We start from the raw sequence: 24347 nt of genomic DNA, 5'->3' as shown, positions 1-24347 counted from the left end.
AAGGAAAGGTTCGACGCGATGAGTAACGGGAGAAAACGAGACGCCGAGCGAACCCGCCTGGCCCTGTTGACGGCGGCGGAAAACCATTTTACCCAGCGTGGTTTCGACGCGGCGCGGGTGGACGATATCGCCGCCGAGGCCGGCGTCAACAAGCGCATGATTTACGTCTATTTCGGCAGCAAGCAGGAGATGTACCAGGAAGTGCTGCGGACCAACATCGAACTGTTTCTCGAAGACAGCCGTCGGCTCCTGTCATCGCTGAGCGATCCCTACGAACAGGCCGTATACGCGTTGCGGCACTTCTTCGTTTTTCTGGCCGAGAACCCGAAATTCGTCCGGCTCCTGGCGTGGGAAAGCCTGCTGTATGAGCGCTGGGATCACAGCCGCCTGGCCGACCTGCTGGCCACGGGATTGCAGCCGATGCTCGACTCGGTCCAGCACGGCGTCGAATCGGGACTATTTCGCAAGGGGCTCGACGCCCAACAGTTTATCGTCAGCGCCGTGGGCATCTGCCTCACGTACTTTCAGAAACGACTGCTGCTCTCGGCGATGTGGTCGCAGGACCTTTCCGATCTCGACACGCGCGAGCAGGTGCTCGATCACATTGTGGCGCTGGTTTTTGAAGGAATCCTGGCGCGGCCCGCATGGCCGCACGCCTAACCAGGGGATGATCATATGAGACGCATTGTTGCCATGTTGCTGCTGCTGATGGCTTCCGTTTTGGCGGCCGGCTGCCACGGCGACCAAACCGTGCTGGTCGGGTTAGTGGACGCCAACGAAATCGACATCGCCACCAAAGTGCCCGGGCGCGTGCAGACCCTGCTGGTCGACACCGGCGACCACGTCGAGAAGGCACAGGAGGTCGTGACGATCAACGGCGATTTGATCGACGCGAAAATGAATCAAGTCGAAGCCGTCGTCGATGCGGCCGAGGCACAGCTCAAGATGGCCAAGAAAGGCGCGCGGGAGGAGCAAATCCGCGCTGCCAAAAAGCAAATGGACGCGGCGGCTCATCAAGTTGAGATCACGCGCAAGATGTACGAGCGCATGAAAAATCTGCTGGAGAAAAAGGCCATTCCCCGCGCCAAGTTTGAGGAATTCGAATTCAAGTACAACGTCTCGCAAGAGCAATTCGGTATAGCCCAAGCCCAGTACGACGCCTACGTAAACGGCGCGCGCGACGAGCAAATTGCCGCCTTGGCCGCGCTCGTGCGCCGCGCCAAGGCCACGAAGGACGAGGTCGAGGACTACGCCAAGGAGATGACGCAGGTCGCGCCGATCACCGGTGAAGTGGCGAAGATCCACCTGCGCGAGGGCGAGCTGGCCGCCACCGGCTATCCCATCCTCACGATCGTGGATATCGACCACGTTTGGGTAACGTTCAGCCTGCGCGAAGACTTTCTGCACCAGGTCAAAAAAGGCGACAAGGTTGACGTATTCGTACCGGCGCTGGACAAGGACATCGAAATGGAACTCACGCACCTGGCGCCGATGGCCGATTTCGCAACGTGGCGGGCCACCAGCCAGAAAGACGGTTTCGACCTCAAAACCTTCGAAGTGCGCTTGACGCCGACCCGGAAAATCGCCGGCCTGCGCCCGGGCATGACGGCGCGGTGGACGATCCGATAATCACGATGACAAAGGCTCTTGCCGATCTGAAAACCGGTTACTTTCAGCAGCTAGGCCGCCTTTTCGGCGAGCGCCGGTATCAAATCATGTTGGGGCTACTGCTCGTGATGTCGTGGGTGGCCATCGACGCCTATGGGCACTTGGTCCCCTTGGGTTTGCCGATCACCGTAATCGATCACGACAATTCGAAAATCAGCCGTTTGGCCTGCGAGTTCATCTCCGCCAATCGTGAAATACGGATTGTCGCCACCTCCTTCCAAAACGTACAACAAGCTGAAAACGCCTTGGCTCGCGGAGAACTGGCGGGCGTTGTTTACATCCCCGAGAATTTCTCGCGCCGCATCAAAACCGGCCGGCGCGGAACGATCAACGTCAGTGTCGACATGGCCAACATCGTGATCGGCAAAAACCTCTACAAGGCGATCAAGCGGTCGCTGACGACGTTGTCGGTCGGCGTGCAGATGGGGATTGTCGAAAAAATGGGCGTGCAGAAAGAACACGCGCTCTCGGTCGTGATGCCGATTTCGGTGCACGAAATGACCGCCTTCAATCCGGCCGGTAGCTACGGTGTGTACATCATGGCGCCGATGCTCTTTTTCTTCCTGCATATCTACTCGCTCATCACCGCGCTGAGCCTCTACCTGCCGCTGCATCAACCGCTCAGCAGGCGCAACATGCTCGGCGCGCACGCCGCGATATGGACGGTCTGCATGGCCGTGGGCCTGTTGTTCGTGTACGTGTTCTTGCCGATCGAAGGCTTGCCTTCGCAAAGTTCGTTTTTCATTGTGTTTGGTAATCTCGCCGTTTTCTTCGTGCTTAATTTCCTCTTTGCCGCCATGACCAACGCCCTCTTCAACAAACCCATGGTCGCGTTCGAAGCGACGGTCATTATCGGCATGCTCAGTTTGATGTTCGCGGGTATCACCTGGCCGACCAAAGCCTTCCCCACACTTTTCAATTGGGCCAGTCAGGCCGTTCCCTTTACGCCCTTCTCGGTGGCCTATCGCATGTTCCTCAATTCACCGATGACCTGGCACGACTTGGCGCCCAACCTGTGGCATTACCTTGTTCTGGGTGTCTCATTCACGCTCCTCACCGTGGCGGCGAAAGCGACCTGGGCGTTGCTGCGCGGTACGCGGTCGGCGGAGGCCGCATGACAAATCGGCGGCCCGCGATCGTGGATTTCTGGCGTCGCGTCTGGGACTCGATGACCGCCGAATGGCGCTTTTTGCCGCGGCACCCGATGACGCTGCTCATCTTGGTCGGCCTGCCGTTTTTATATCCGCCCATCATTTCGCTGCTGTACGTGGAAGACCAAGCCACCGAGCGTCCGGTCGTCGTGGTGGACCAAGACAACAGCGAGCTTTCCCGCCGTTTCACCACCATGCTCGACGCCACCCAAGGGGCCGAGATCATTCGCCGCACCGGCGAACTCGATAAGGAATTGCTGGCCTTGCGACGGCGGCAGGTCGACACGGTCGTCTACCTACCGGCGGGTTTCTCTCGCCAAGCCCGCACGGAAGGCGGGGCGGAACTGCCGGTTTGGTTCGGCGCGGCCAACATGTACACCTATTCGCTGACCGTGCCCGCGGTCTACGGCGTGGTGGGGGAACTCAACAAGCAGGCCGCCACGCGCTTTTTCATGCAACGCGGTATGACCGGCACCCTGGCCGAGCGGCGCGCTGATCCCATCAACCAGGATGTGCGTTATTTATTTCATCCCACCGCCGGCTACGGCAATTTTTTCGTGCCCGGCATTTTTATCATCGTCATGCAGCAACTGGTGTTGATTTCCTTGGCTTTCTCGATCGGGATGCAGCGCGAACTGGACCTCTATGATACACAGGCGGCGCGGCCGATTGCGTATTTGCTGGGCAAGTACAACGCCCACCTGGCGTTCTACGTAACGGCGATGCTGGTCATCCTGTTTGTGATGACGCCGCTGTTCGGGTGGACGGTCACCGGCTACACCTCCATCATCCTTTTGTATGTCGTTTTTATGTTGGCGATGATGCCGCTTGCCCTGGCCGTGGCGCACTATTGCCGCGATCGCTACATGGCCTTTCAGTTGTTGATGTTCGCCTCGACGCCGCTTTTCATGCTTTCCGGTTTTGCCTGGCCGTACGAGCAAATGCCGCGCTACCTGCAGATCCTCTCCTGGCTGTTCCCTGCGACGCCCGCGCTGCAGGCGCTGCGCATTGTGGCTATGAAAAGCGCGGCGGTGAGCGATATCGCGCCGTATCTAGGCGTCTTGGCGTTGCAATTCGTAGGCTATTGGGTGTTGTTGGTCGTCTTGGTCCGCCGCTTTCCGATTCTCCACAACCGCCCACCGTTGTCTGGAAAGTCCGCACCCTAAGGTGTTGCATCGAATTACTTACGCTATTCGCCTACACATCACGCGAATGTTATCATTGGCTCTTCAAAGGTCGCCACGCAGGCTGTCGAGGTACACCGAATGAAAGGTGCGCGCAGAAGATTGCGAATCGGATATTACAACGCGTTCTCCCGCGTGTACGACAGTTTCATCCAAATGCACTCCTCCGGCGACAGCCGCACATCTTTGCGCGACGAACTAGCCGCCTCTGTGGGCGTTGGTCAGGGTGATAAAGTATTGGACTTATGCACCGGAACCGGAGCAATGCTACCTCCTTTGTCCCGCCGCGTGGGGAAAGACGGACAAGTGGTCGGCGTCGATTTCTCGCCCGGTATGCTCCAGCGGGCGCACGATCGCGTCGCCGATACCGTTAACGTGGAACTGTGCAGGGCGGACGTAACCAATCTGCCGTTTGAAGACAACACCTTCGACGGTGCCACGATTTCGCATGCTTTTTACGAACTGAACGGCGAAGACATCGAACGGTTTTTGCGCGAGGTACATCGGGTTCTCAAGCCGGGTGGTCATTTCGTCATGATGGAACACGAAGTGCCGACTAGAGCCGTAATCCGGATGCTTTACTATCTGCGGATTCTATCGATGGGATCGGCCAAAACTCTCGGTATTCTGCGGCACGAGCAGGAGCAGTTCGAAAGCATCTTCCAGCATGTGGAGAAGCGCCTGGCCTCATCGGGCGAATCGAAAATCTACATTTGCACCAAGAGGGACGCCGACTAACGATCTTGCGTCGCTTGTAAGCCTCCGATCATGCCGATACCGGCGCAGCAATCGGAGCAAAGACACCGACCCTGCCGCGCGTTTCCACCAAAGCGAAATGCTGTTCCCGCATCTGGGCGACCAAACTCTCAGGCGACCGGCGACCGTAATGGAACGCAATGCGACCGCCCGGCTTCAGCACGCGTCGCAATTCATCGGCGACCGGCCCCAGTCCGCCCGTAATATGTGGCACGCCGATGAAAAACGCGAAATCAAAAGAATGAGCGGGCAGGTCGGTGTCGGCGGCGTTCGCGTGAAGCACGCGGGCGTTTGTGATTCCGTGCCTGTCTACTTTGCGTTGCGTGTAGTTTATGGCGAAAGGGTTGACGTCGATCGCGGCGATCTCGCCTTGCGGGCCGACGATCTGGGCGGTTGGGATCGTGAAAAAGCCGGGTCCGCAGCCGATTTCCAAAACCCGGTCTCTCGCTTTGACGCCCATGCTTTGCAGAATTTTGTGCGGATTCCGAAAACGGCGAATCAAGAAGTTGTCATGCATTAACCGAATGCACGAAAAACTGATTCGGTTGATCCAATTAGAAGATCCAGCCTCTGTTGCGTGTGTTGCCGTTGCCATCTCAAAACTCCTTTCATTTGGACCGGGTTTGACAGCCCTTTGCCGCCTCGTTCTGCAGCGTGGCCCGCCACTCGGCCGACTCAAACCACTGACGAACCTCCGCGAGCACCCGGGTTGCCGACTGCACTGACTCAACGCCTATCGTAGGCGGAAGGCCCTGAAGCAATTCGGCTTCCCGAGCGTTCATCCTGTCGACCAATCGCGTGCCCGCCGGTGTCAGGACAACCAACTTGGATTTTCTGTGGTGCGGATTCTCTTTGTATGTGACTAGATCACGCTCCAGCAGGCCGTTCACGATACTCTGGATATACTGCCGGGATACCGACCGGCGGCGTGCCATGCGGGGAACCGTGCCGGCACCCTCGCGGGCCAACTGATAGAGGATCCCGCGAATACTCGCCGTGGTTTCCTCGCCGTGAATCTCCTCGGCTAGAGCCTTCAAGCGGAGGAAAAGAAATGCGGTCTCCGAAAAAAGCGCCTGTAACTCCTTGGCTTCTTGATTTGCCGGCATGATTTGCTTCCTCCTCTGGCTTGTCTGACAAGGAATATGTCATAATGACAACTATATTGTCAATAAAGCTTCCGGGCAGCATCGAACATTCTATAACCTTATGATTTAATACATAAATTCGGCGGTCGAGCGCATACACGCCGTTAAGGCAACGGCGTAGTTGTCGTGAAACAGCCGACTGCAACGCAGACTACTGCCGCCATCCCGTCGGCGGGCATGCGCTTTACCCCGTTTTGTGACAAACTGCGACGCGAAATCAGTCACCAAACAAGGGAAGCAAGATGAGCGAGAAACCCGCAACGCAGACGACGCCCTGGTGGAAGACCGGCGTGGTGTACCAAATTTACGTGCGCAGTTTTGCCGACTCCAACGGCGACGGCATCGGCGACTTGCCCGGCATTACGGCGCACCTGGATTATCTCAACAACGGCGGCGATGACTCGCTGGGCGTCGATGCGGTTTGGCTGACCCCCTTCTACGAAAGCCCCAACCGCGATTTCGGCTACGACGTCACCGATTACCGCAAGGTGCATCCGGAGCACGGCAACATGGCCGACTTCGACCGCCTGCTCGACCAGGCGCACCAGCGCGGCATCCGCGTGATCAACGATTTCGTGCCCAATCACACCTCGGACGAGCACCCGTGGTTTGTCGAGTCCAGCTCGTCCCGCGATAATCCCAAACGCGATTGGTTCCTGTGGAGCGACGACAAAGCGGGCGGCCCGCCCAACAACTGGCAGGCGGCTCCGGGCGGCCCGGCCTGGCGCTACGACGAGCGAAGCGGTCAGTATTTCTACCACGCGTTTTTCGACTTCCAACCGGATTTGAACTGGCGCAATCCGGACGTCAAAAAGGCGGTGCTGGCCGATATTCGCTTTTGGCTCGAAAAGGGCGTCGACGGCTTTCGCCTCGACCTGATCAACTACCTGCTGGAAAACGAGAATCTGACTGACAACCCGCGCAGCTTCGCCGGCTGGTACATGGCCAAATTTCAAGACACGACGCACACCCGCGACTTGCCCGAAACCCACGCCGTATTGCAGGAGTTCCGGCGGCTGACCGACGAATTCCAAGACCGCATGATGATTGGTGAGGTCGTCTCGTTTCCGTGGCAGGATTCGCCCGCGGCGACCTACACGAAGAGCGATGAATTGCACCTCGCGTTCAATATGGAGTTCCCGGCGGTGGCGCGTTTTCGGGCCGATTCCTATCGCCGGGTGGTCGACCGCTTCGAGGAAAAGTGCCCCGCCGACGGATGGCCCGCCTACGTGCTGTCCAATCACGATTTGCCGCGGCACATCGGACGCTTGGCCGGGTGGGGCATCTACGGGTATCGCGCTTGTGCCGTGGCGCGCGCCAAGCTGTGCGCCGCCATGCTCATGACCCTGCGCGGCACGCCCTTCCTGTACTACGGTGAGGAACTGGGCATGACCAACCGCTGGTGGCCGCGATCGCAAGTGCAGGACCCGCTGGGGCATTTGGCCTGGCCGCTTTACCAGGGCCGTGACGCGTCCCGCACGCCGATGTTGTGGGAACCGGGGCCGGGCGGCGGTTTCACCACGGGCCAGCCCTGGCTCGCCATCGACCCGGAAGTCGACCGCCTTTGTGTGGCGAGCGCTCAACGCGACCCGCAGTCGTTGTTCAACTTCTACCGCCGCCTGCTGTGGCTTCGCAAAGCCACGCCCGCCCTGCAACTGGGCGCGTACGAACCGATCGGCGACCCGCGCCGCGATCTCTTTTTGTACCGTCGCGAGCATGAAGGCCGGTCGGTCGTCGTGGCGCTCAACTTCACCGGCGCGTCGGTCCGCCTGCCCGGCGGCGTAAGTGGCGAAGTGTTGCTGAGTTCGACCCAGCGCGACGGATCGGTCGTTTCCGGCGCGAGTCTCGAACCGTACGAGGCGCTGATCCTGGAAGAGTAGGCGGCCGTACTCCGGCGGAAGCGCGGGGTGGAAACGGCGACAATTAAGAGGCAATCGACTCCCTTGCTTGCGAGCCTCGGGCTGCCGAATTAGTATGGCGTGACAAAAGCCCGATGGCCCGCGGCGTCTGCGGCGGGCAAGAACGGTAGGCAATGAAAAACAAAGGATCCGACAGCAAAACCGACAACGTGACGGAAATCATTCTTGAGAGCATTTCCGAAGGCGTGTTTACCGTCGACGAAACCTGGCACATTACAACGTTCAACCGTGCCGCCGAAAAAATCACCGGTATTTCGCGGGATATCGCCATCGGCAAGCATTGCTGGGAGATATTTCGTTCCAATATGTGCGAAGGCGACTGCGCGCTGCGCCGCACGATGAAAATAGGTAAAAACGTCGTCGATACAGCGACCTACATTGTCAACAGTGAGCAACAGCGAATCCCCGTTGTGGTTTGCACCTCGCTGCTCAAAGATGAAAACGGACGGGTTCTCGGGGGCGTCGAAACCTTTCGCGATATGAGCATGGTCGAGGAACTGCGGCGGGAACTTGACGGCCGTTTTCAGGTCGGGGACATGATCAGCCGCAGTCCGGCGATGCACAAGATTTTTGCGACTCTGCCCCAAATCGCCGAAAGCGACAGCACCGTGTTGATCCAGGGTGAAACGGGAACCGGCAAAGACATGCTCGCCCACGCTATCCACGAATTGAGCCCGCGTCGACAAAAGCGCTTTGTAGCCATCAACTGCGGCGCATTGCCCGAAACTCTTCTCGAATCTGAACTGTTCGGATACAAGGCCGGGGCGTTCACCAACGCGATCAAAGACAAACCGGGGCTTTTTTCGGTCGCCGAAGGCGGCACCGTATTTCTTGACGAAATCAGTGACATCAGCCCCGCGTTTCAAGTGCGATTGCTGCGTGTTTTGCAGGAGCGCACCTTCCAACCACTCGGGGCGACGCGGGAAGTGAAGGCCGATGTGCGCATCATCGCCGCCGCCAACCAGGATCTGACGGTGCTGGTGGAACGAGGCACCTTTCGCCGCGATTTTTACTACCGCATCAACGTGGTCACGTTGACTTTGCCCCCCCTGCGGGACCGCAAGGAAGATATCCCGCTCTTAGTCGAGCGTTTTATCGACCGGCTCAATCGGTTACGGGGCAAAGCGGTTACCGGTATCGGGCAAGGCGCGTTAGCGACCCTCATGTCGCACAATTATCCCGGTAATATCAGGGAGTTGGAGAATATTATCGAACATGCCTTCGTTCTTTGTCCAGAGGGATCGATTGCGCTGCGCTGTCTACCCGATACGCTGGCTAAACCGGCAGCGCAACCTCATGCCCACGGTTCCATGAACACAGCGCTGCGATCCGCGGAAACGCAAACGATCCTCGATGCGCTAAAACGCAACCATTTCAATCGCTTGGCGACCGCGCGCGAACTCGGTATCCACAAGAGCACCTTATATCGAAAGCTCAAGAAGCTCGGCATCGAGGTTCCCGAAATCGACGGCCGTAGGGGTCGAAAAAAAGTTCGGTAGAGTCGCGTATACGCTACTCTAACCATGCATATCGTCGCAAATATGCGACTGTTGCCCCGAGGCCGGCTGGCTTTCAAATCTCCCGATAATGCTCTAATAGCCTGATATCATTTATTTATTATCTTATCACTTGAAAGCGACGCTGTTTGGCACGCGATATGCTTTACTATTTACAACCGGAAGGTGGAGTTGCTGTGAAAATTGCCCTAACCGTTTGGGGAAATCGCATATCCCCGGTTTTCGATGCCGCGCGCCAAGTGCTTGTCGTGGATATCGAACAAGGCGTCGTCGTCAGTCGACACGTGGCGTCTTTGGGCACCGAATTGCCGCATACCCGGGCATTGCGCTTGTCCGGGTGGGGCGTTCAAAGTCTCGTTTGTGGCGCGATTTCCCGGGAATTTGCGCAGACTTTGGAATTTCACGGGATACAGGTAATCCCCTTCATCACCGGTGAAGTGAATCAGGTTCTCGATGCCTACCTACGCGGCGCATTGGCTGCCGGTGGATTTCGGATGGCGGGAACCGGAGCGAGACGCCGTAAGCGTTTTCGCGGCGGTTCCTTGTAGCGAAACGAAAAAGGAAAACAAAGGAGGTCGTTATGCCAGGTGGAGATCGTACGGGCCCTGCGGGAATGGGGCCGATGACAGGGCGTGGCGCTGGTAACTGTGCTGGCTATCCCATGCCCGGATATGCTAACCCGGTTTCGGGCGGTGGTTTTGGCTACGGTCGAGGATACGGTTTTGGGCGTGGCTTTGGCCGCGGACGCGGGATGGGTTTCCGCGGCGGCCGCGGATGGGGTGCGCCGAACTACGGCAACCCGGCACAGTACGCGCCGGCATACGCCCCGCCATACGTCGCTGCACCCGCGCCGGAACAAGAATTGGACGCGCTGCAAGGCCAAGCGCAATATTTGACGAACGCCCTGGAGGAAATCAGGCAGCGAATCGCCGAGTTGGAAGCCAAGCAAAGCGAGTGATGAGCGCGGCACATTTCGCGCGGCTCGAATACCCATTTGTAGATAAGCCGCCGCTTCGGTGGTGGCTTATCTTTGTGCATTGCGCCGGTAGTTCAGGCGCGTTGGGCGGTCGATACCCAAAGGTGCATTGAGAAGAATCAACGGCAACGGAACTGCCAAGCAGTCCGCCTGTCATGAAAAACTGGGAGAAGGTCGTATGAATTTGGCAATTGCCAGCGGCAAGGGCGGAACCGGGAAAACAACAGTTGCCGTGAATCTGGCCTATGTGTTAGCCGAGCGCGGTGAAAAAGTTCGGCTGCTTGATTGCGATGTGGAAGAACCGAACGACCACTTATTTGTGCAACCGAATTTCACACAGAAGATGCCCGTCGAGGTTTTGAAACCCGTGTGGGACCAAGAGTTGTGCACGGCGTGTGGCATCTGCGCCGAGGTCTGCCAATACAACGCGATTGCGGTGGTCAAAGGGACCGTCCTGATATTCAACGAACTGTGCCACTCCTGCGGCGCATGCTCGTATGTGTGTCCCGAAAAAGCGTTGACTGAAAAGCCAATCGCCATCGGAGTCGTCGACGTCGCGCCGGAAAACGAGCCGTTTTATTTTGCTCACGGTGTGCTGAACATCGGCGAAGCGTTGGCGCCGGCGGTCGTCCGCCGAGTTAAACAGCACTGTCATGCGGACTGCATTAATATCATCGACGCCTCACCCGGCACCTCGTGCCCCGTGGTTGAGTCCGTCGCGTCGGCCGATGTGGTTCTTCTGGTAACAGAGCCGACGCCATTCGGGTTGAACGACCTCAAACTGGCAGTCGGGCTCGCGTTAATTCGCGAAATTCCAACATGTATTGTCGTCAATCGATCCGATGGCACGGATGAAATCATCGCGAAATACGCCGAAGAGATTAACGTGCCGATCGTTGGCCGAATTCCGTTCAAACGTGAATACGCCGAAGTGTACTCGCGGGGCGAAATATTGGTCCACGCATTCCAAGATTGGAGAGACAATCTCCTGGATATTTACGGTGCGATTTCCGATTTGGTCGGCACCACGCCGCCGCCCAACCCGCCGGAAACCGACTTCGCTATCAGTACAGAACCGCGAAAACCGTTGCCCGAAGGTGACGCAGACCACTACAAAGAAATCACCGTTGTCAGCGGCAAAGGCGGTTCGGGAAAAACGACCGTCGTGGCTTCGCTCGCCCTACTCATCGATAACAAGGTCCTTGCCGACAACGATGTTGACGCCGCGGATTTGCATTTGTTGCTGGAGCCTTCGGTGCGCGAGGCGCACGATTTTATCGGAGGACAACAGGCGGTCATTGATCCGAAAGTCTGCACCGCCTGCGGGCAATGCTGCGAAGCTTGCCATTTCGACGCCATCTACGAGGACGGCCCGCTTACCGCCCAAGGATTAACGACATGTCGAATTGATGAATTCGGGTGTGAAGGATGCGGGCTCTGTAAGTACGTGTGCAAATTCGGCGCAATTTCCCTTACACCCAACACGGTGGGAAAATGGTACTTGTCGGACACCGACTACGGCCCCATGGCGCACGCGCGCTTGGGCATCGCCGAGGAGAACTCAGGCCGTTTGGTGACTCAGGTTCGGCATGTTGCCGCCGAATTGGCCAGGAGCGGTAAGCATAGCCGAATCCTCGGTGACGGCCCTCCGGGAACGGGATGTCCGGTCATCGCTTCGCTCAGCGGCGCGGATTTGGTGATGGTGGTCACGGAGCCGACAGTTTCCGGCGTACACGACATGGTGCGCGTGTTACAACTGACCGAACACTTCGGCATTCCGGCCCGCATCGTGATTAACAAGGCCGACTTGAATCCCGATCAGGCGGCACGCATTGAGCAGATTGCCGCAAGCAGCGGCGCGAAAGTGATTGCGAAAATACCGTTTGACCGTAACGTTAACGATGCGTTAATGGCGGGAAAAACCGTGATCGAACACGGGGCTGGAAAAGCGTATGAGGCCTTGGTTCGTTTAGGTAATGATATCAAAAAGGAAATGTAAAGAAAGGGAGAGATACTATGATTATCGCTGTGACTTCTACCGGCCCGACGCTGGAAGATGCTGTGGAAACTCGTTTTGGACGTTGCGCCTATTTCCTGATCATTGATACGGATTCCATGGCGTTTGAAGTCATTGGAAATCCGAATGTCGCCGCGGGGGGAGGTGCCGGCATACAATCTGCGCAATTGATGGCGGATAAAGATGTCGAAATCGTCCTGACCGGAAATTGCGGACCAAACGCTTTTCAAACCTTCGGCGCGGCCGGTATTCAAGTGATTTCCGGTGTAACCGGGCAAGTGCGACAGGTCGTCGAGCAGCATAAAGCCGGTGGCTTTGCTGCGGCTTCAGGGCCGAATGTGCAAAGCCATTTCGGTATGGGCGGCGGCGGCGGCAGTATGGGCGGCGGTCGCGGCATGGGAGTGCAAAATGCGCCACCCCCCAATGCACCGGCCATCGAGCCTTCGGTGGCAAGCTCGGATAAGCAACCGGAAACTGAAAACGTCCGCGCGCTGAAAGAACAAGTCAAGGCGCTTCAGCAAAAGTTGGTGGACTTGTCCGGGAAAATCGAGGAGATGGAAGGAGACTAAGACAGCCACGGGAATGGCTCCCGACGACGGTGCACAAAAGAGCGTGAATATTCGACAATACACAAATGGCGAATTAACGCCGTCGACTTGAAAACCTTATGGAAAAGGACTCATCCATGGCCGGCAAGAAGCGCACAACTCGCTTTATTATCGTGATTTTCCTCATGTTAATCGGGATGGGCAGTAGTATTTACTTGACCGATCTTTTCGTGCGCGTGCATGCGCCGGGAGCCGGCGCGGTCGACAGCTTTTGCGCCGTCAGTGAAGGCGTCAATTGTGTCACCGTCGCCGATAGCAAATACGCCACCGTGTTGGGTATCCCGGTCTCGATGTATGGCGTGGAGTTCTATGCCGCGGCGCTTGCCATGCTGCTGCTCACGGCGATCGGCGCCTGGCGAATAAAAGAGTGGGAATCCTACCTCTTCTGGTTGACGGCCGCCGCGATCCCTATTTCCTTGCTGCTCGCTTTCGTCGCGATAGTTCTAATTCATTCGGTGTGCCTGCTGTGCTGCGCCGTCTACGTCGTGAACATCGGCGCCTTCGCAATTCTCGCCGTCACCCACCGTCGCGACCTGGGCGGCTTGGTACGCTCCGGACCGCGTGAGCTGTGGGCGATTCTGAAACGCGGTTGGTCGTTTCGCATCGCGGTCGTACTTGTGGCGCTGGTCGCGCTCTCGCAGTTCGTGTGGCTGCCACTCCTTTTTGGCAGCGGTGCGAAAGCCCTCTCACAGGAAGCTTGGAACGGCGTTCCCACGTCCGGCCAAACCATCGGCTCACCGCAGGCACCGATCAAAATTGAAGAGTTCACCGACTTCGAATGCCCGTGGTGTAGCCGCTCGAACAGCGTGGTGCTCGAACTGGTCATGAAGTACCCCCAAGACGTCCAACTCACCCACCGCGATCTGCCGATGGATATGGCGTGCAATCCATACATGCCGCGGCGCTACCACGACTATGCCTGCCTCGCGGCGAAGTACGGCCGCTGCGCCGCCGAGCAGGGCGAGTTTTGGCCCTATTCGGAAACGCTCTTCCGCAACGGCAAAAACCTGAACAAAGACACCCTGGAAGAGTTTGCCGAGCAGCACGGCTTAGACTTGGATCAACTGCACGAATGCTTGGCAGAGCCGGCGACAATCGAGGGCATTCAAAGAGACATCCATGAAGCGCGCCGCCGGAAAATTAACGGCACCCCGACTTATTTCGTAAACGGCGAAATGATCGTTGGATACCGTCCACCGGAGTTCTGGGAGGGCAAGGTCGCGGAAATCCAAAACGCGAAAGAATAAGAACCGTGGAAAAAAAAGGTTGCGTTGTTTGCAACGGTGAAATCGGCGACTACGAGATGGCGAAGAAACGCATCGCTTCTTGCGACGTGATCATTGCCGCCGATGGTGGCTATCGACACTTGCAGGCTATGGGCATTGTTCCGGACGCCATCGTCGGCGATATGGATTCGATCGGCGATGACTTTCAACCCGAGACCGACGAGATCGAGATCATTCGCTTTCCGGAAAAGAAAGATGAAACCGACGCCCAACTTGCCGTAGAAATTGCGTTCAACCGTGGTTGCAAAGATGTCATTCTTGTCGGCGCCGTGGGCGGTCGAGTGGATCATTTTCTCGGCAACATGAGTTTGTTGACGAAGTATCCGGGTCGGCTTTCGATCGTAGACGAAGACGCGATGTTGATCGTCGCGGATGCCGCGCATCCCTTCGAGTTCCGCGCCAAACCCACCTCGGTCGTTTCGTTAATTCCCGTGCCGTTCGCCAAACAGGTCACCACCGAGGGGCTGCAATACGCCCTGCTGAAACAAGATATGACTTCGGGTACACGAGGTATCAGTAATGTGCTGCGTGGCTCGCGCGGCAAAGTTCGGCTGGAAGGCGGCTTGCTGCTTGTCTACGTCGATCGATGGAGGGCATGAGATGTGAACGATCTGCCTCAACCTTCCTCCTTCGATTTTGATCCCGTCGCTGACGTGTACGACCGTTGGTACGACACCGCCGAGGGTCGCCTTTTCGACAAGCTGGAAAAAGAGGCGTTGCGGCGCTTAATCGGCGGAACCGGCGCCGGCATCGATCTGCTCGAAATCGGCATGGGAACCGGCTGGTGGAGCTCCTTTTTCGCCGAATTGGGATATCACGTCACAGGAGTCGACATCTCACCGTCAATGGTCTCGTGCGCCCAGGCAAAGAAAATCCCCGGCGCGCATTTCCAAACGGCCGACGCCCACGGGCTTCCCTTCGCCGCCGCTTCCTTTTACGTCGCGGCCGCGCTGACCTCGCTTGAATTTACGCGCGAACCCGAAACGGTTATCCGAGAGATGGTCCGGTGTGTGAAGCCGCACGGCGCACTTTTACTCGGTGTTCTCAACCGTGACGCGCCATTCAACCAGGCACGAAAAAAACAAGGTGCCGGGCCCTATGGTGCGGCCCGAATGTTCACCGTGCGGGAACTAAAGGGGATGCTTGCCCCCTTTGGAAGGGTTTGCATATGCGGCGCGGCGTTTCCCATATCGATGAAACTTCCCGGCGCACTCGCCACGGCGGCGGACACGATTCAAGCTTTTTGCGGCGGAACCAGCGCCGCGTTTCTGGCTGTGAGGGTTGACCTATGAAAATCCAGGCGGAATTGAGTCTTTACCCCCTGCGCACCGATTTATTGGAACGAAAGGTGGCGGGATTCATTGAACAACTTATCGAAACGGGCTTAACCGTTGTGCCGGGAAGCATGTCCACTACCGTCTCCGGCGAAAATGAAGCTGTGTTTCGGGGCCTTTCGCGTTGCTTCGAGGCAGTGAGTGAACAGAGCGAGGTTGTCCTGATAGCCAAAATTTCCAACGCATGCCCGGCGGTGGCCGGGGATGTGAAAACAAAACCATAAAGGAACTCTGAAATGGCAGTCATCGTAGTAAAAGAACAATGCACCGGCTGCGGACTGTGTGTCGATACCTGTCCCGTGGATGCCATCACAATCGACGGCATCGCCAAAGTCGACCCGGACCTTTGTATCGATTGCGGCGCCTGCGTGCGTGCGTGTCCTAACGAAGCGCTTGAAATGCAAAGCGCACCGGGCGTCGCGGCATCGTCGAGTGAACCCATAGCGCAAGTGCCTCGCCCGCCGACCGGGCAACAGGATTATCGACCGGCCGACAACGGGAGCTTTCTGGATCGAATCGTCAGCTTTTTCGGTGGCGGGAGAGGGCAGGGTCGCGGGCAGGGGAGCGGCCGGGGCCGCGGTGGCGGTCAAGGGCAAGGCCGCGGCGGCGGTCAAGGACAAGGCCGCGGCGGCGGCCGGGGTCGCGGAGGACGTTAACATTCAACAAGAAGGTGAATCGCCGTGAGTGAAACGAAGAAAGACGACTTGTCGCAAGGCGCGATTTTCGGGCCCGTACCGTCGCGCCGGCTCGGCATGTCGCTAGGTGTTGACGTCGTACCGATGAAAGTCTGCACCTTCGATTGCATCTACTGCGAACTGGGGAGAACCACGCACAAGACCCTAGAGCGGCGCGAATATGTACCAACAGCATCCGTGCAGCGCGCGATGGAAGAGTATTTCCGGGAAAAACACGAGGGGCGGCTCGACTACGTGACGTTCTCCGGCTCGGGTGAGCCGACGTTGCATTCGGGTATCGGCGTGCTGATTCGCGGAGTGAAAAAACTTACCGACACACCGGTTGCCGTGTTAACCAACGGGTCGCTCTTGTTCGATCGCCAGGTTCGAACCGATTTGCTGCCGGCGGATTTGGTTGTTCCGTCGCTCGACGCGGCGACTCAGGACATCTTCCGCCGGGTCGATCAACCCGCTCCGGGTTTGGAAGTTTCCGATGTCATCTGGGGACTGCATCAGTTCAGCCGTGAGTTCCAGGGAGAATTCTGGCTGGAAGTGCTGCTTGCCCGCGGCGTGAACGACCAACCCGACCACGTGCGGAAATTGGCCGACGCCGCGCGCTGGATTAACCCGACCAAAATCCAACTGACCACCGTGGTGCGCCCGCCGGGCCATGGAACCGCGGCGCCTGTTGAAGCAGCGCGATTGCACGAGATTGCCAAGCTGTTCGAAGGAAACGTGGAAGTCGTGCCCAACGCGGCCTCCGGCGATCATCCCGCCTATTACGAAGACAAGCGGGAACGGATTGAAGCGATGCTTCGCATTCGGCCGATGACTGTCGAGGATATCGCTCGCACGACGGGAATGCATCGCAATGAGGTCGTTAAATATTTGGACCGCTTGCGTTCCGCACACACCGTTCAGGTCGAGACCTTTGCCGATCAAACTTACTACACGATCGATCGTGATCCGAAACACTGATGGGAGATGTCGACATGGAAATTTTTGAAAGATTGGAAACCGTCTGCGGAGGCCGGTGGCTCGGAATTTCCTTCTTGAGCAGCGCCGAAAACATTCCCGCGGGAGTCAAGGTTCGCCAAGTCTCGCGCTTTTGCGAAGCCGTAAAACTCGCGTCGCGGAGCAAGATGGCAGTCAAACCAGCCGAATTTACTTGCCCTGGTGCGAGCTACGCTTTTGGGGGCATGGTCGACTTGAACGAGGCCATGATTGAAAAAATGGTCACGTTGAAAGGTTACGCGCCCGACCGCGCCGCCGCCTTGGTGGAAGAAACGCCCCATTTAAGTACTATGCCGGAAGTCATCGCGTTCGATTGTGCGCCGCAACCAGACATCTATTTCGCCGCGTTGCAGCCTGCCCAGGTGATGCGCTTGATGCAACTGTACGGCGTCAAGCTCGCCAAAAAATTCCAACCCGAAATCTCAAGCGTCATCTCCGCATGCGGCAACACGGCCGTGCGAGCCTACGAAGAACAGGATGTCGCACTTTCTTTCGGTTGCGATGACTCCCGTGCTTTCGGCGGCTTGTCTCGCGATAGGTTGTACGTCGCGCTTCCCTATTCGCTGGCTAACGAAATGACCCAATAGCGGTCAGACACGATGCGAGCGGCGCGTTAATACTTCGAGCCGATCCACCCCTTGCGGTAGAAGTAGAACAACATGCCGCCCGCGCATGTCACCATGAAACCGATCAGCAACGGGTAACCGAACGGCGAACGCAACTCCGGCATATTCCATTTGGAAACAGAACTGTCGAAGTTCATGCCGTAGATACCCGCCAGGAAACCCAGCGGGATAAAGATCGTGGCGATGATGGTCAACACGCGCATCACGTCGTTCATCCGATTGCTCACCGTGGACAGGTAGACATCGACCAGACTGGCGGCAATGTCGCGGAAATTTTCCACCAGGTCGATGATCTGCGCCGTGTGGTCGTAGCAATCGCGTAAGTAGACGACGTTGTCCTGGCTCACCAGCGGCGGCGCATCGCGCATCAGCGAGTTGAGCAGTTCCCGTTGCGGCCAGACCGCTCGCCGGATGGCGATCAATTCCGTCTTGACGGCGAATACGTGCCGAATCGTTTCCCGATCGGGTCGCTCGAGCACTTCTTCCTCTAAGCTTTCCAGCAATTCTCCGAAATGCTCCAGGAGGGGAAAGCTGTGATCGACCACGGAGTCGATGAGCGCGTACGCAACGTAATCGGCCCCGGAATTGCGGATGCGGCCCTTACCCCGGCGCAGACGTTCGCGCACGCCGTCGAAACAATCGCCGAGACGCTCCTGAAACGTGAGCACGAAATTCTTACCGAGGAACAGGCTGATTTGCTCCGCCTCGAGTTCCGCGGCCACCGTCAGCAGTCGCATCGTCAAGAAAAGATGGTCGCTGAAGTACTCCACCTTCGGCCGTTGATTGACGTTCAACACGTCTTCCAAGGCCAGCCGGTGCAGCGAAAACATTGCGCCGACTTCCTCAACGATTGCCAGATTCCCCAAGCCCGCGACGTCGATCCACACAAAGGAATAATGCGCGCGGAGGGCGCTGATTTCCTCGGTCTTCTCCACCTGCGTTTCCATGAATTCGGCGTCCGAACTCCACGCCATGGCATGGATCGTCGGATGCGGCGCTTCCAAATCCACCGTAAGTTCGCCGGGCACGGTGCCGGGCTTAACGGTGCGACGTTTTTTACCTAGACGGAACCGGGCTTTTGGTTTTCGGCTTAGCATGATTCGCTCCTTCTTAAATCGCTTGCGGCAACCGAGTCAGCGCTTCGGTCACCGAGGGGTCAAAATGAACGTCCACCTGCGGGAAGGCGATCATGATTTTCTCGTCTAGGAACGCAAACCAGATTGCCTCGCGCAGTTCCGCTCGTAACCAGCGCGAGCGCCAGGGATCGGTAATATGCACCCAGACATCGAAATCGACCGACGACGACCCGAATTCGACCATCATCACGTGGGGCTCGGTCTTTTGGGACCGCCAGGGCAGTTCCCGCGCCGTCTTTTCCAGCGTCTGCGTCACGTGGCGCATGTCCGATCCGTAAGTGACGCCCACCCGCACGCCGAGCCGAAAATCGCGGTCGCGCAGCGTGTAATTCTTCACCGTCGATTGCGACAACGTCGAGTTGGGAATGATCAGATCCTCCTCGAGCAACGTACGCGCCGTCGTCGTGCGGATGCCCATGGCCACGATCTTGACGAGTTGTCCCTCCACTTCCAGCACATCGCCGGGTTTGATGGAGCGCTCGACCAGCAAGATGATTCCGGAGACGAAATTCTGCACGATGTTTTGCATGGCAAAGCCGATGGCGATGGCGAAAACCGCGCCGGCGGCAAACAGCGCGTTCATATTGATGCCGATTGTGTTGAGCGCGATGCCCAAACCAAAAAACATGACCAGGTAATGTACCAAACGTCGAATTGAGGCCAGCGTGCCTTCGTTGCCGGCAAAGCTCTTGGCCAGGACGCGGCGCATAGCCCGTTGCACCAGCCACGATAGGCCGAAACTGACCAGGATGATTGCCAGAAACGCCAGAATGGAGTTCGGCGTTACCTCGGACCCCGCCATCGAAAACAGCGGTTTGCTCATACCGGTGCCCGCCCACGCTTTGAATTCCGCCCAGGTCATAGTCCCCTCCTTCAAGGTCCAAATTTTCTGATTTCCCCCATCTGCGGTGAACATCATATCACTTCGATTGGAAACGACGGTCCCGCAATGACGCCTCTAGTGTCATCTGGAACAGCAAAAACTTAACTCCTGATATCTGATTTCGGCAGGAGGCATGCTTAAAATATATTTCGATTACCAAGGTGGCCGATGTTCCGATAACGAGCCGGCTTCGCCGGAACTGCCCGGGCCAACTGCCGCCGCGCCATCGCCTCCGGCGAGCCCTCCTGCTGAACAAACCCCCGCGGTCGCCACTCCCATGCCCGTGGATACCGCGACCCTCGCGTTGACCTTGGAAATCGACAAACTCAAACAGCAAATCGAGGCGTTGCGCCAACACCGTGAAGGACACGCGCCGGATAACATCGGCCCGACCGAATCGCCGGCCGTCTCCTGGCTCGACGAAAAATCCGTCGCCCTTAAAATCAAGGAACTGCAGGAATTCCTGCGCGCCACGCCGACCCCGGCGCCGGGGTGATGAGTCGGGTGTCATCAGCCGGGACATTAAGCTAGTCTGCGCTTTTGCATTTCGCATCAAACGTGGAAATTGCGCGTCGTTGCCGGCGACTTAGTGCGTCGGCCGGGCGACGTCGAAAGGGAGAAAGGCCGAGTGGTGACAACCGAACGAGCCAATGGTTTCGATAACGAACGCTATCTTCAAAAACAAGCCGAAGCCATCGTCACACGAATAGAGAGATTCCGGGGCAGGCTTTACCTGGAATTCGGCGGCAAATTGCTTCGCGATATGCACGCCGCGCGCGTGCTGCCCGGATACGATCCGGATGTGAAAATCAAACTGCTGCAGCGCCTGCACGATGTCGTCGAAATCATTTTCTGCGTTTGCGCCGGCGACATCGAGAAGGGCCGCATTCGCGGCGATTTCGGCCTTACCTACGACGCGGCGTCGCTGCGCACTTTCGACGATCTGGAAGATTTCGGTTTTAATGTTTCGGCCGTGATCGTCAATCGATACCACGGCGAGAAAAGCGCGGCGCGCTTCATTGATTTTCTTAGGTCGCGTGACATCCCTGTGTACACGCAGCCTGAGATTGATGGGTACCCGGCCGACGTCGAAAAAATCGTTAGCGACGAGGGCTACGGCCGCAACCCCTTCATCGAAACCACCAAGCCCTTGGTGATCGTCACCGGCGCCGGCCCGGGAAGCGGTAAAATGGCGACCGGCTTGTCGCAGGTGTACCATCACCAACTGCGCGGCCAAAACGCCGGATTTGCCAAGTTCGAAACCTTCCCCATCTGGAATCTGCCCCTGGAGCACCCGGTCAACTTGGCTTATGAGGCGGCCACGGCGGATCTGAAGGATCGCAACCTCGTCGATCCTTTCCACTTGGAGGCTTACGGGATCGCCGCCGTAAACTACAACCGAGACATCGAGAACTTCAGCATCATGCGTGCGATTATCGCCAGCATTACCTCGAACGGCCTAACGGCGATGGATTACCGTTCCCCGACCGATATGGGCGTAAATATGGCCAAGGAGGGGATCATTAACGACGACGTGGTTCGGGCGGCGGCGACGCGGGAGATCATCCGCCGCTATTTCCGTTACGCCTGGGAGCACAAGCAGGGGCTCGAATCTAGAGACACCGTGGCGATCGTCGAGAAACTGATGCAAAAAGTCGGCGCGAAGGTGACCGATTATCCGCCTGTGCCGGCGGCACGCGAAGCGGCCAAGGAGGCCGCGCGGCGCGAGAAGGGCGATCACGGCGTATATTGCGGCGCGGCGTTGGAGTTGCACGACGGCGAAATCGTCGTGGGCTTGAATTCGTCGCTGATGCACGCCGAAGCGGCCTTGGTCCTAAACGTCATTAAAAAACTAGGCCACATTCCCGCGGAGATCGATTTGTTGCCGCCGCCGATCGTCGAAAACATTTGCCGCCTGAAAACAGACATCCAGGCGCGCAAGACGGCGGGCTTGAATGTTGAAGAGGTCCTGGTCGCCCTGTCCATTGGCGCCGCCTCCAGCCCCACCGCAGCGCATTGCATGCAGAAATTGAGGCTGCTCGCGGGCTGCGACATGCACACGACCCACGTGATCGGCAAGGGTAACGAGAACGGCTTGCGCCAGCTAGGCATCACGGTGACCACCGACGGCCTGCCGGTGTCGCGCGGGTTTTACTATTAGATCACGCCGTTAGGTGTTATTCGACTAATCAGCCGCAGCCACCGCTGCCACCGCCCCCATCATCGTCACCGCCGCCGGGGGAGTCGTTGTTGTCGTCATCATCATTGTCGTCGTCATCGGCGGACGTGTCATTGTCATTGTCATTGTCGTCGTCGTCATCGGCGGCCGAATCATCGTCATCGTTATCATCGTTGTCGTCATTGTCGTCGTTGTCATCGTTATCGTCGTTGTCATCGTTGTCGTCGTTGTCGTCGTTGTCATCGTTGTCGTCGTTGTCATCGTTGTCGTCGTTATCGTCGTTGTCGTCGTTGTCGTCGTTATCGTCGTTGTTGTCGTCGTTATCGTCGTTGTCGTCGTTATCGTCGTTGTCGTCGTTGTCGTCATCGTCATCGACGCCCGGGTCAACAGCGAAAGCTAGGTCACCCCAGCCACTCTGGTCGCCGATCCACGCTCCGGACGGCCAGGACGACTCGAACGTTCCCGCATCCCAGTAGGCAAAATAAACGCCGATGGTTTCCCCCGGCGCACCGGGAAGCTCGCCTCCGGTATAATCAAACCGCGCTTCCCAGCGCACAGTGCTGCCGGTAGCGGTGGCGTCGGCCACGACCGTAGTAGCCGCCCACGAATCGCAGCCGTAAATGTCACGTAGCGCCGGCCCGTACAGCAAGCGAAACTGCACGTTCGCGCTCGGGTTGTATTTCAGGAGAAAATCACCTTCGTCGGTACCGGGGCACTCGCTGGACCAAGCACCGTTATTCTCAGAGTCGAAGCCGAACTGCACCGTGTCGTTGCTGAGCAGTGGAGTTTCGTCTTCGACTTCCCAATTGAAGTAGAGATACTGGCCGTCCGACATAAACTGAACCGTGAAGAGAATATCACCCACACTCGTAATCGAGGGTGCGCCGTCCCATTCGCCGGGGGAAAACACGCCGTCAATCGTCGGCGGCGTATTCGTCCACATGGGTTCGATCACGTCATCATCATCATCATCGTCATCGTCGTTGTCGTCATCGTCGTTGTCATCATCGTCGTCGTCATCGTCGTCATCATCGTCGTCGTCATCGTCATCATCGCCCGCCGTGCAGTCCTGGATCGTGATGTCGAATTCGGGAATGCACAGCGGCGAGGGAAAGGTGTCGATCATGACGTAGTAGGTGCCGGGCGTGAGCGTGGCGCAATCGGTTTGGTACACCGCCGGTGTGAAGCTGTCGTTGAACGCCGTGGCCACGCAGGTCGAATCATCAAAGGGGCAGGCGTCGTCCAGACCAACACCGGACCACCCGCTCTCCTTCGGATCGACAACGACCCGCACTTCCGTCGCCTCCGTCACCTCCAGCGTGTAGATAACTTCCTCGCCGCCGTCGTAATTTCCCAGGCAGGTCTCGGTATAATTGTTCCCGGCGTCGCAGGTCGTTTGGCCGGCGTCGAGGTACGGCAAGTCAGCCGGCACCGCCACGCTATCCGTTGGATTCTCGCAGGTGATATCGCCCGTCGTGTCGTCGTTGTTGTCGTCGTCATCATCATCGTCGTCGCCAGGTGGCACGGGGTAGGTCAGTTCGCCCCACGTGGACGGATCGTAGAAGTCGAACGCCGTGGGCCACTCCGATTGTTCGTCCGCGCCCGCGTCGTAGGCGAGGATGCAAAAGCCGATCGTGTCGCCCGGCCCGCCGTACAACTCACCACCGGTGAAATCGTATTGAGCCTCGAATTGCACGTTGCCCTTCGTCGTGACGCCCACGGCCGATGTAACCAGGTCGGTTGGACCGGCCTCGCACTGATGCAACAAGCCGTCGTAGTAAAACGTGTAGTACGAGTCCACCGCATGGCCTACGACATCCCAAAATTTGTTGTAGTAGTAGCCTTCGGTTGTGCCGGGACACACGCCGGGCCAGGCGCCGTCGTGGTTGTTATCGAAGTAAATGGTCACCTGGTCCTGATCGTTCAGAACGCTGTCGCCGGTGACGTCGTAGGCCATGTAGAGGATTTGGTCGTCGGCCTTGAGGTAGACGGTTACCGGTACGTCGCCGCTGATTTCCAGCACCGTCGCATCCGACCATTCGCCCGCTTGGATGTCACCGTCCAGCGTCGGCGGTGCGTCTGTCCAGTTCGGGGTAACGATCTCGCCGGCCGCTAAAAGCGGCACACAAAGACACAAGACGACTGTAAGAATCAAACACTTCTTCATGGCGGCAACTTTCGATGGAGTTTATGCTTGAGGGAAACATACCTGCCGAGAATGATATCTTCAAGTTAGTGAACGCTTCCGGTGCGCCCCGCTTGCGTGCCGGGCAA

The 24347-nt window shown here is 57.8% G+C and carries 25 protein-coding genes; 20 read left to right on the top strand and 5 right to left on the bottom strand.

Features of this window, described 5'->3' with window-relative positions; translation table 11 throughout:
* The first annotated feature begins 18 nt into the window (after positions 1–18).
* The 5 genes from P9L99_00190 to P9L99_00170 all read left to right on the top strand — a co-directional run bounded on the left by P9L99_00190 (position 19) and on the right by P9L99_00170 (position 4741).
* Entirely contained in the window at positions 19–660 is a 642-nt protein-coding gene (locus P9L99_00190) for a TetR/AcrR family transcriptional regulator (protein ID MDP8221748.1), read from the top strand.
* A gap of 15 nt (positions 661–675) precedes the next feature.
* Entirely contained in the window at positions 676–1629 is a 954-nt protein-coding gene (locus tag P9L99_00185) for an efflux RND transporter periplasmic adaptor subunit (GenBank protein ID MDP8221747.1), read from the top strand.
* Positions 1630–1634: 5 nt separating this feature from the next.
* Complete coding sequence (locus tag P9L99_00180) at positions 1635–2786, top strand: ABC transporter permease (GenBank protein MDP8221746.1); 1152 nt, start codon at positions 1635–1637, stop codon at positions 2784–2786.
* Positions 2783–3985: an ABC transporter permease gene (locus tag P9L99_00175; GenBank protein MDP8221745.1), complete on the top strand. Its 1203-nt coding sequence runs from the start codon at positions 2783–2785 to the stop codon at positions 3983–3985. Before P9L99_00180 ends, P9L99_00175 begins: the two co-directional genes overlap by 4 nt.
* A gap of 99 nt (positions 3986–4084) precedes the next feature.
* Positions 4085–4741 carry a methyltransferase domain-containing protein gene (locus P9L99_00170; GenBank protein ID MDP8221744.1) on the top strand — a complete coding sequence of 219 codons (657 nt, stop codon included), beginning with the start codon at positions 4085–4087 and terminating at the stop codon, positions 4739–4741.
* Between the two features lie 28 nt (positions 4742–4769).
* Here the strand turns inward: P9L99_00170 and P9L99_00165 are convergent, their stop codons facing one another.
* Both P9L99_00165 and P9L99_00160 read right to left on the bottom strand, forming a co-directional pair.
* Positions 4770–5261 (bottom strand): class I SAM-dependent methyltransferase, encoded by a 492-nt coding sequence (locus P9L99_00165; GenBank protein ID MDP8221743.1) that lies wholly within the window; start codon positions 5259–5261, stop codon positions 4770–4772.
* A 106-nt stretch (positions 5262–5367) separates the two neighbouring features.
* On the bottom strand, positions 5368–5865 hold the full coding sequence (locus tag P9L99_00160) for a helix-turn-helix domain-containing protein (GenBank protein MDP8221742.1): 498 nt from the start codon (positions 5863–5865) through the stop codon (positions 5368–5370).
* Positions 5866–6146: 281 nt separating this feature from the next.
* Here P9L99_00160 and P9L99_00155 point away from each other — a divergent pair, with 281 nt between their 5' ends.
* The 13 genes from P9L99_00155 (at position 6147) to P9L99_00095 (ending at position 17836) form a co-directional block, all read left to right on the top strand.
* Positions 6147–7784, top strand: a complete 1638-nt coding sequence (locus P9L99_00155) for an alpha-glucosidase (protein MDP8221741.1) — start codon at positions 6147–6149, stop codon at positions 7782–7784.
* 152 nt (positions 7785–7936) lie between these two features.
* A complete protein-coding gene (locus P9L99_00150) occupies positions 7937–9322 on the top strand; it encodes a sigma 54-interacting transcriptional regulator (protein MDP8221740.1) in 1386 nt (461 codons plus the stop codon).
* A gap of 194 nt (positions 9323–9516) precedes the next feature.
* Positions 9517–9888: a NifB/NifX family molybdenum-iron cluster-binding protein gene (locus tag P9L99_00145; protein ID MDP8221739.1), complete on the top strand. Its 372-nt coding sequence runs from the start codon at positions 9517–9519 to the stop codon at positions 9886–9888.
* A gap of 32 nt (positions 9889–9920) precedes the next feature.
* A complete protein-coding gene (locus P9L99_00140) occupies positions 9921–10298 on the top strand; it encodes a DUF5320 domain-containing protein (GenBank protein ID MDP8221738.1) in 378 nt (125 codons plus the stop codon).
* 127 nt (positions 10299–10425) lie between these two features.
* The gene (locus tag P9L99_00135) at positions 10426–12315 is read left to right on the top strand and encodes a P-loop NTPase (GenBank protein ID MDP8221737.1); all 1890 of its coding nucleotides are present in this window, start codon (positions 10426–10428) and stop codon (positions 12313–12315) included.
* Between the two features lie 17 nt (positions 12316–12332).
* Positions 12333–12902, top strand: a complete 570-nt coding sequence (locus P9L99_00130) for a NifB/NifX family molybdenum-iron cluster-binding protein (GenBank protein ID MDP8221736.1) — start codon at positions 12333–12335, stop codon at positions 12900–12902.
* 116 nt (positions 12903–13018) lie between these two features.
* The gene (locus P9L99_00125; GenBank protein ID MDP8221735.1) at positions 13019–14188 is read left to right on the top strand and encodes a thioredoxin domain-containing protein; all 1170 of its coding nucleotides are present in this window, start codon (positions 13019–13021) and stop codon (positions 14186–14188) included.
* Between the two features lie 5 nt (positions 14189–14193).
* On the top strand, positions 14194–14826 hold the full coding sequence (locus P9L99_00120) for a thiamine diphosphokinase (protein MDP8221734.1): 633 nt from the start codon (positions 14194–14196) through the stop codon (positions 14824–14826).
* 3 nt (positions 14827–14829) lie between these two features.
* Positions 14830–15519: a methyltransferase domain-containing protein gene (locus P9L99_00115; GenBank protein ID MDP8221733.1), complete on the top strand. Its 690-nt coding sequence runs from the start codon at positions 14830–14832 to the stop codon at positions 15517–15519.
* The gene (locus P9L99_00110) at positions 15516–15785 is read left to right on the top strand and encodes a YkoF family thiamine/hydroxymethylpyrimidine-binding protein (GenBank protein MDP8221732.1); all 270 of its coding nucleotides are present in this window, start codon (positions 15516–15518) and stop codon (positions 15783–15785) included. Before P9L99_00115 ends, P9L99_00110 begins: the two co-directional genes overlap by 4 nt.
* A gap of 12 nt (positions 15786–15797) precedes the next feature.
* Positions 15798–16217 carry a 4Fe-4S binding protein gene (locus P9L99_00105; protein MDP8221731.1) on the top strand — a complete coding sequence of 140 codons (420 nt, stop codon included), beginning with the start codon at positions 15798–15800 and terminating at the stop codon, positions 16215–16217.
* 24 nt (positions 16218–16241) lie between these two features.
* Positions 16242–17213: a radical SAM protein gene (locus P9L99_00100; protein ID MDP8221730.1), complete on the top strand. Its 972-nt coding sequence runs from the start codon at positions 16242–16244 to the stop codon at positions 17211–17213.
* A 14-nt stretch (positions 17214–17227) separates the two neighbouring features.
* Complete coding sequence (locus P9L99_00095; protein ID MDP8221729.1) at positions 17228–17836, top strand: DUF169 domain-containing protein; 609 nt, start codon at positions 17228–17230, stop codon at positions 17834–17836.
* A gap of 26 nt (positions 17837–17862) precedes the next feature.
* Here the strand turns inward: P9L99_00095 and corA are convergent, their stop codons facing one another.
* Complete coding sequence (corA, locus tag P9L99_00090; GenBank protein MDP8221728.1) at positions 17863–18972, bottom strand: magnesium/cobalt transporter CorA; 1110 nt, start codon at positions 18970–18972, stop codon at positions 17863–17865.
* Positions 18973–18985: 13 nt separating this feature from the next.
* Positions 18986–19873 carry a mechanosensitive ion channel gene (locus P9L99_00085; GenBank protein MDP8221727.1) on the bottom strand — a complete coding sequence of 296 codons (888 nt, stop codon included), beginning with the start codon at positions 19871–19873 and terminating at the stop codon, positions 18986–18988.
* 154 nt (positions 19874–20027) lie between these two features.
* Here P9L99_00085 and P9L99_00080 point away from each other — a divergent pair, with 154 nt between their 5' ends.
* Together P9L99_00080 and P9L99_00075 are read left to right on the top strand one after the other, a co-directional pair.
* Positions 20028–20390 carry a hypothetical protein gene (locus P9L99_00080; GenBank protein ID MDP8221726.1) on the top strand — a complete coding sequence of 121 codons (363 nt, stop codon included), beginning with the start codon at positions 20028–20030 and terminating at the stop codon, positions 20388–20390.
* 132 nt (positions 20391–20522) lie between these two features.
* Positions 20523–22055, top strand: a complete 1533-nt coding sequence (locus P9L99_00075) for a DUF1846 family protein (protein ID MDP8221725.1) — start codon at positions 20523–20525, stop codon at positions 22053–22055.
* Between the two features lie 28 nt (positions 22056–22083).
* On the opposite strand, the gene P9L99_00070 is transcribed toward P9L99_00075, so the two are convergent.
* Positions 22084–24240 (bottom strand): hypothetical protein, encoded by a 2157-nt coding sequence (locus P9L99_00070; GenBank protein MDP8221724.1) that lies wholly within the window; start codon positions 24238–24240, stop codon positions 22084–22086.
* Between the last annotated feature and the right edge of the window lie 107 nt (positions 24241–24347).

This window comes from Candidatus Lernaella stagnicola (assembly GCA_030765525.1).
GTDB lineage: Bacteria > Lernaellota > Lernaellaia > Lernaellales > Lernaellaceae > Lernaella > Lernaella stagnicola.
This window is presented reverse-complemented; position numbering and strand designations above follow the sequence as displayed.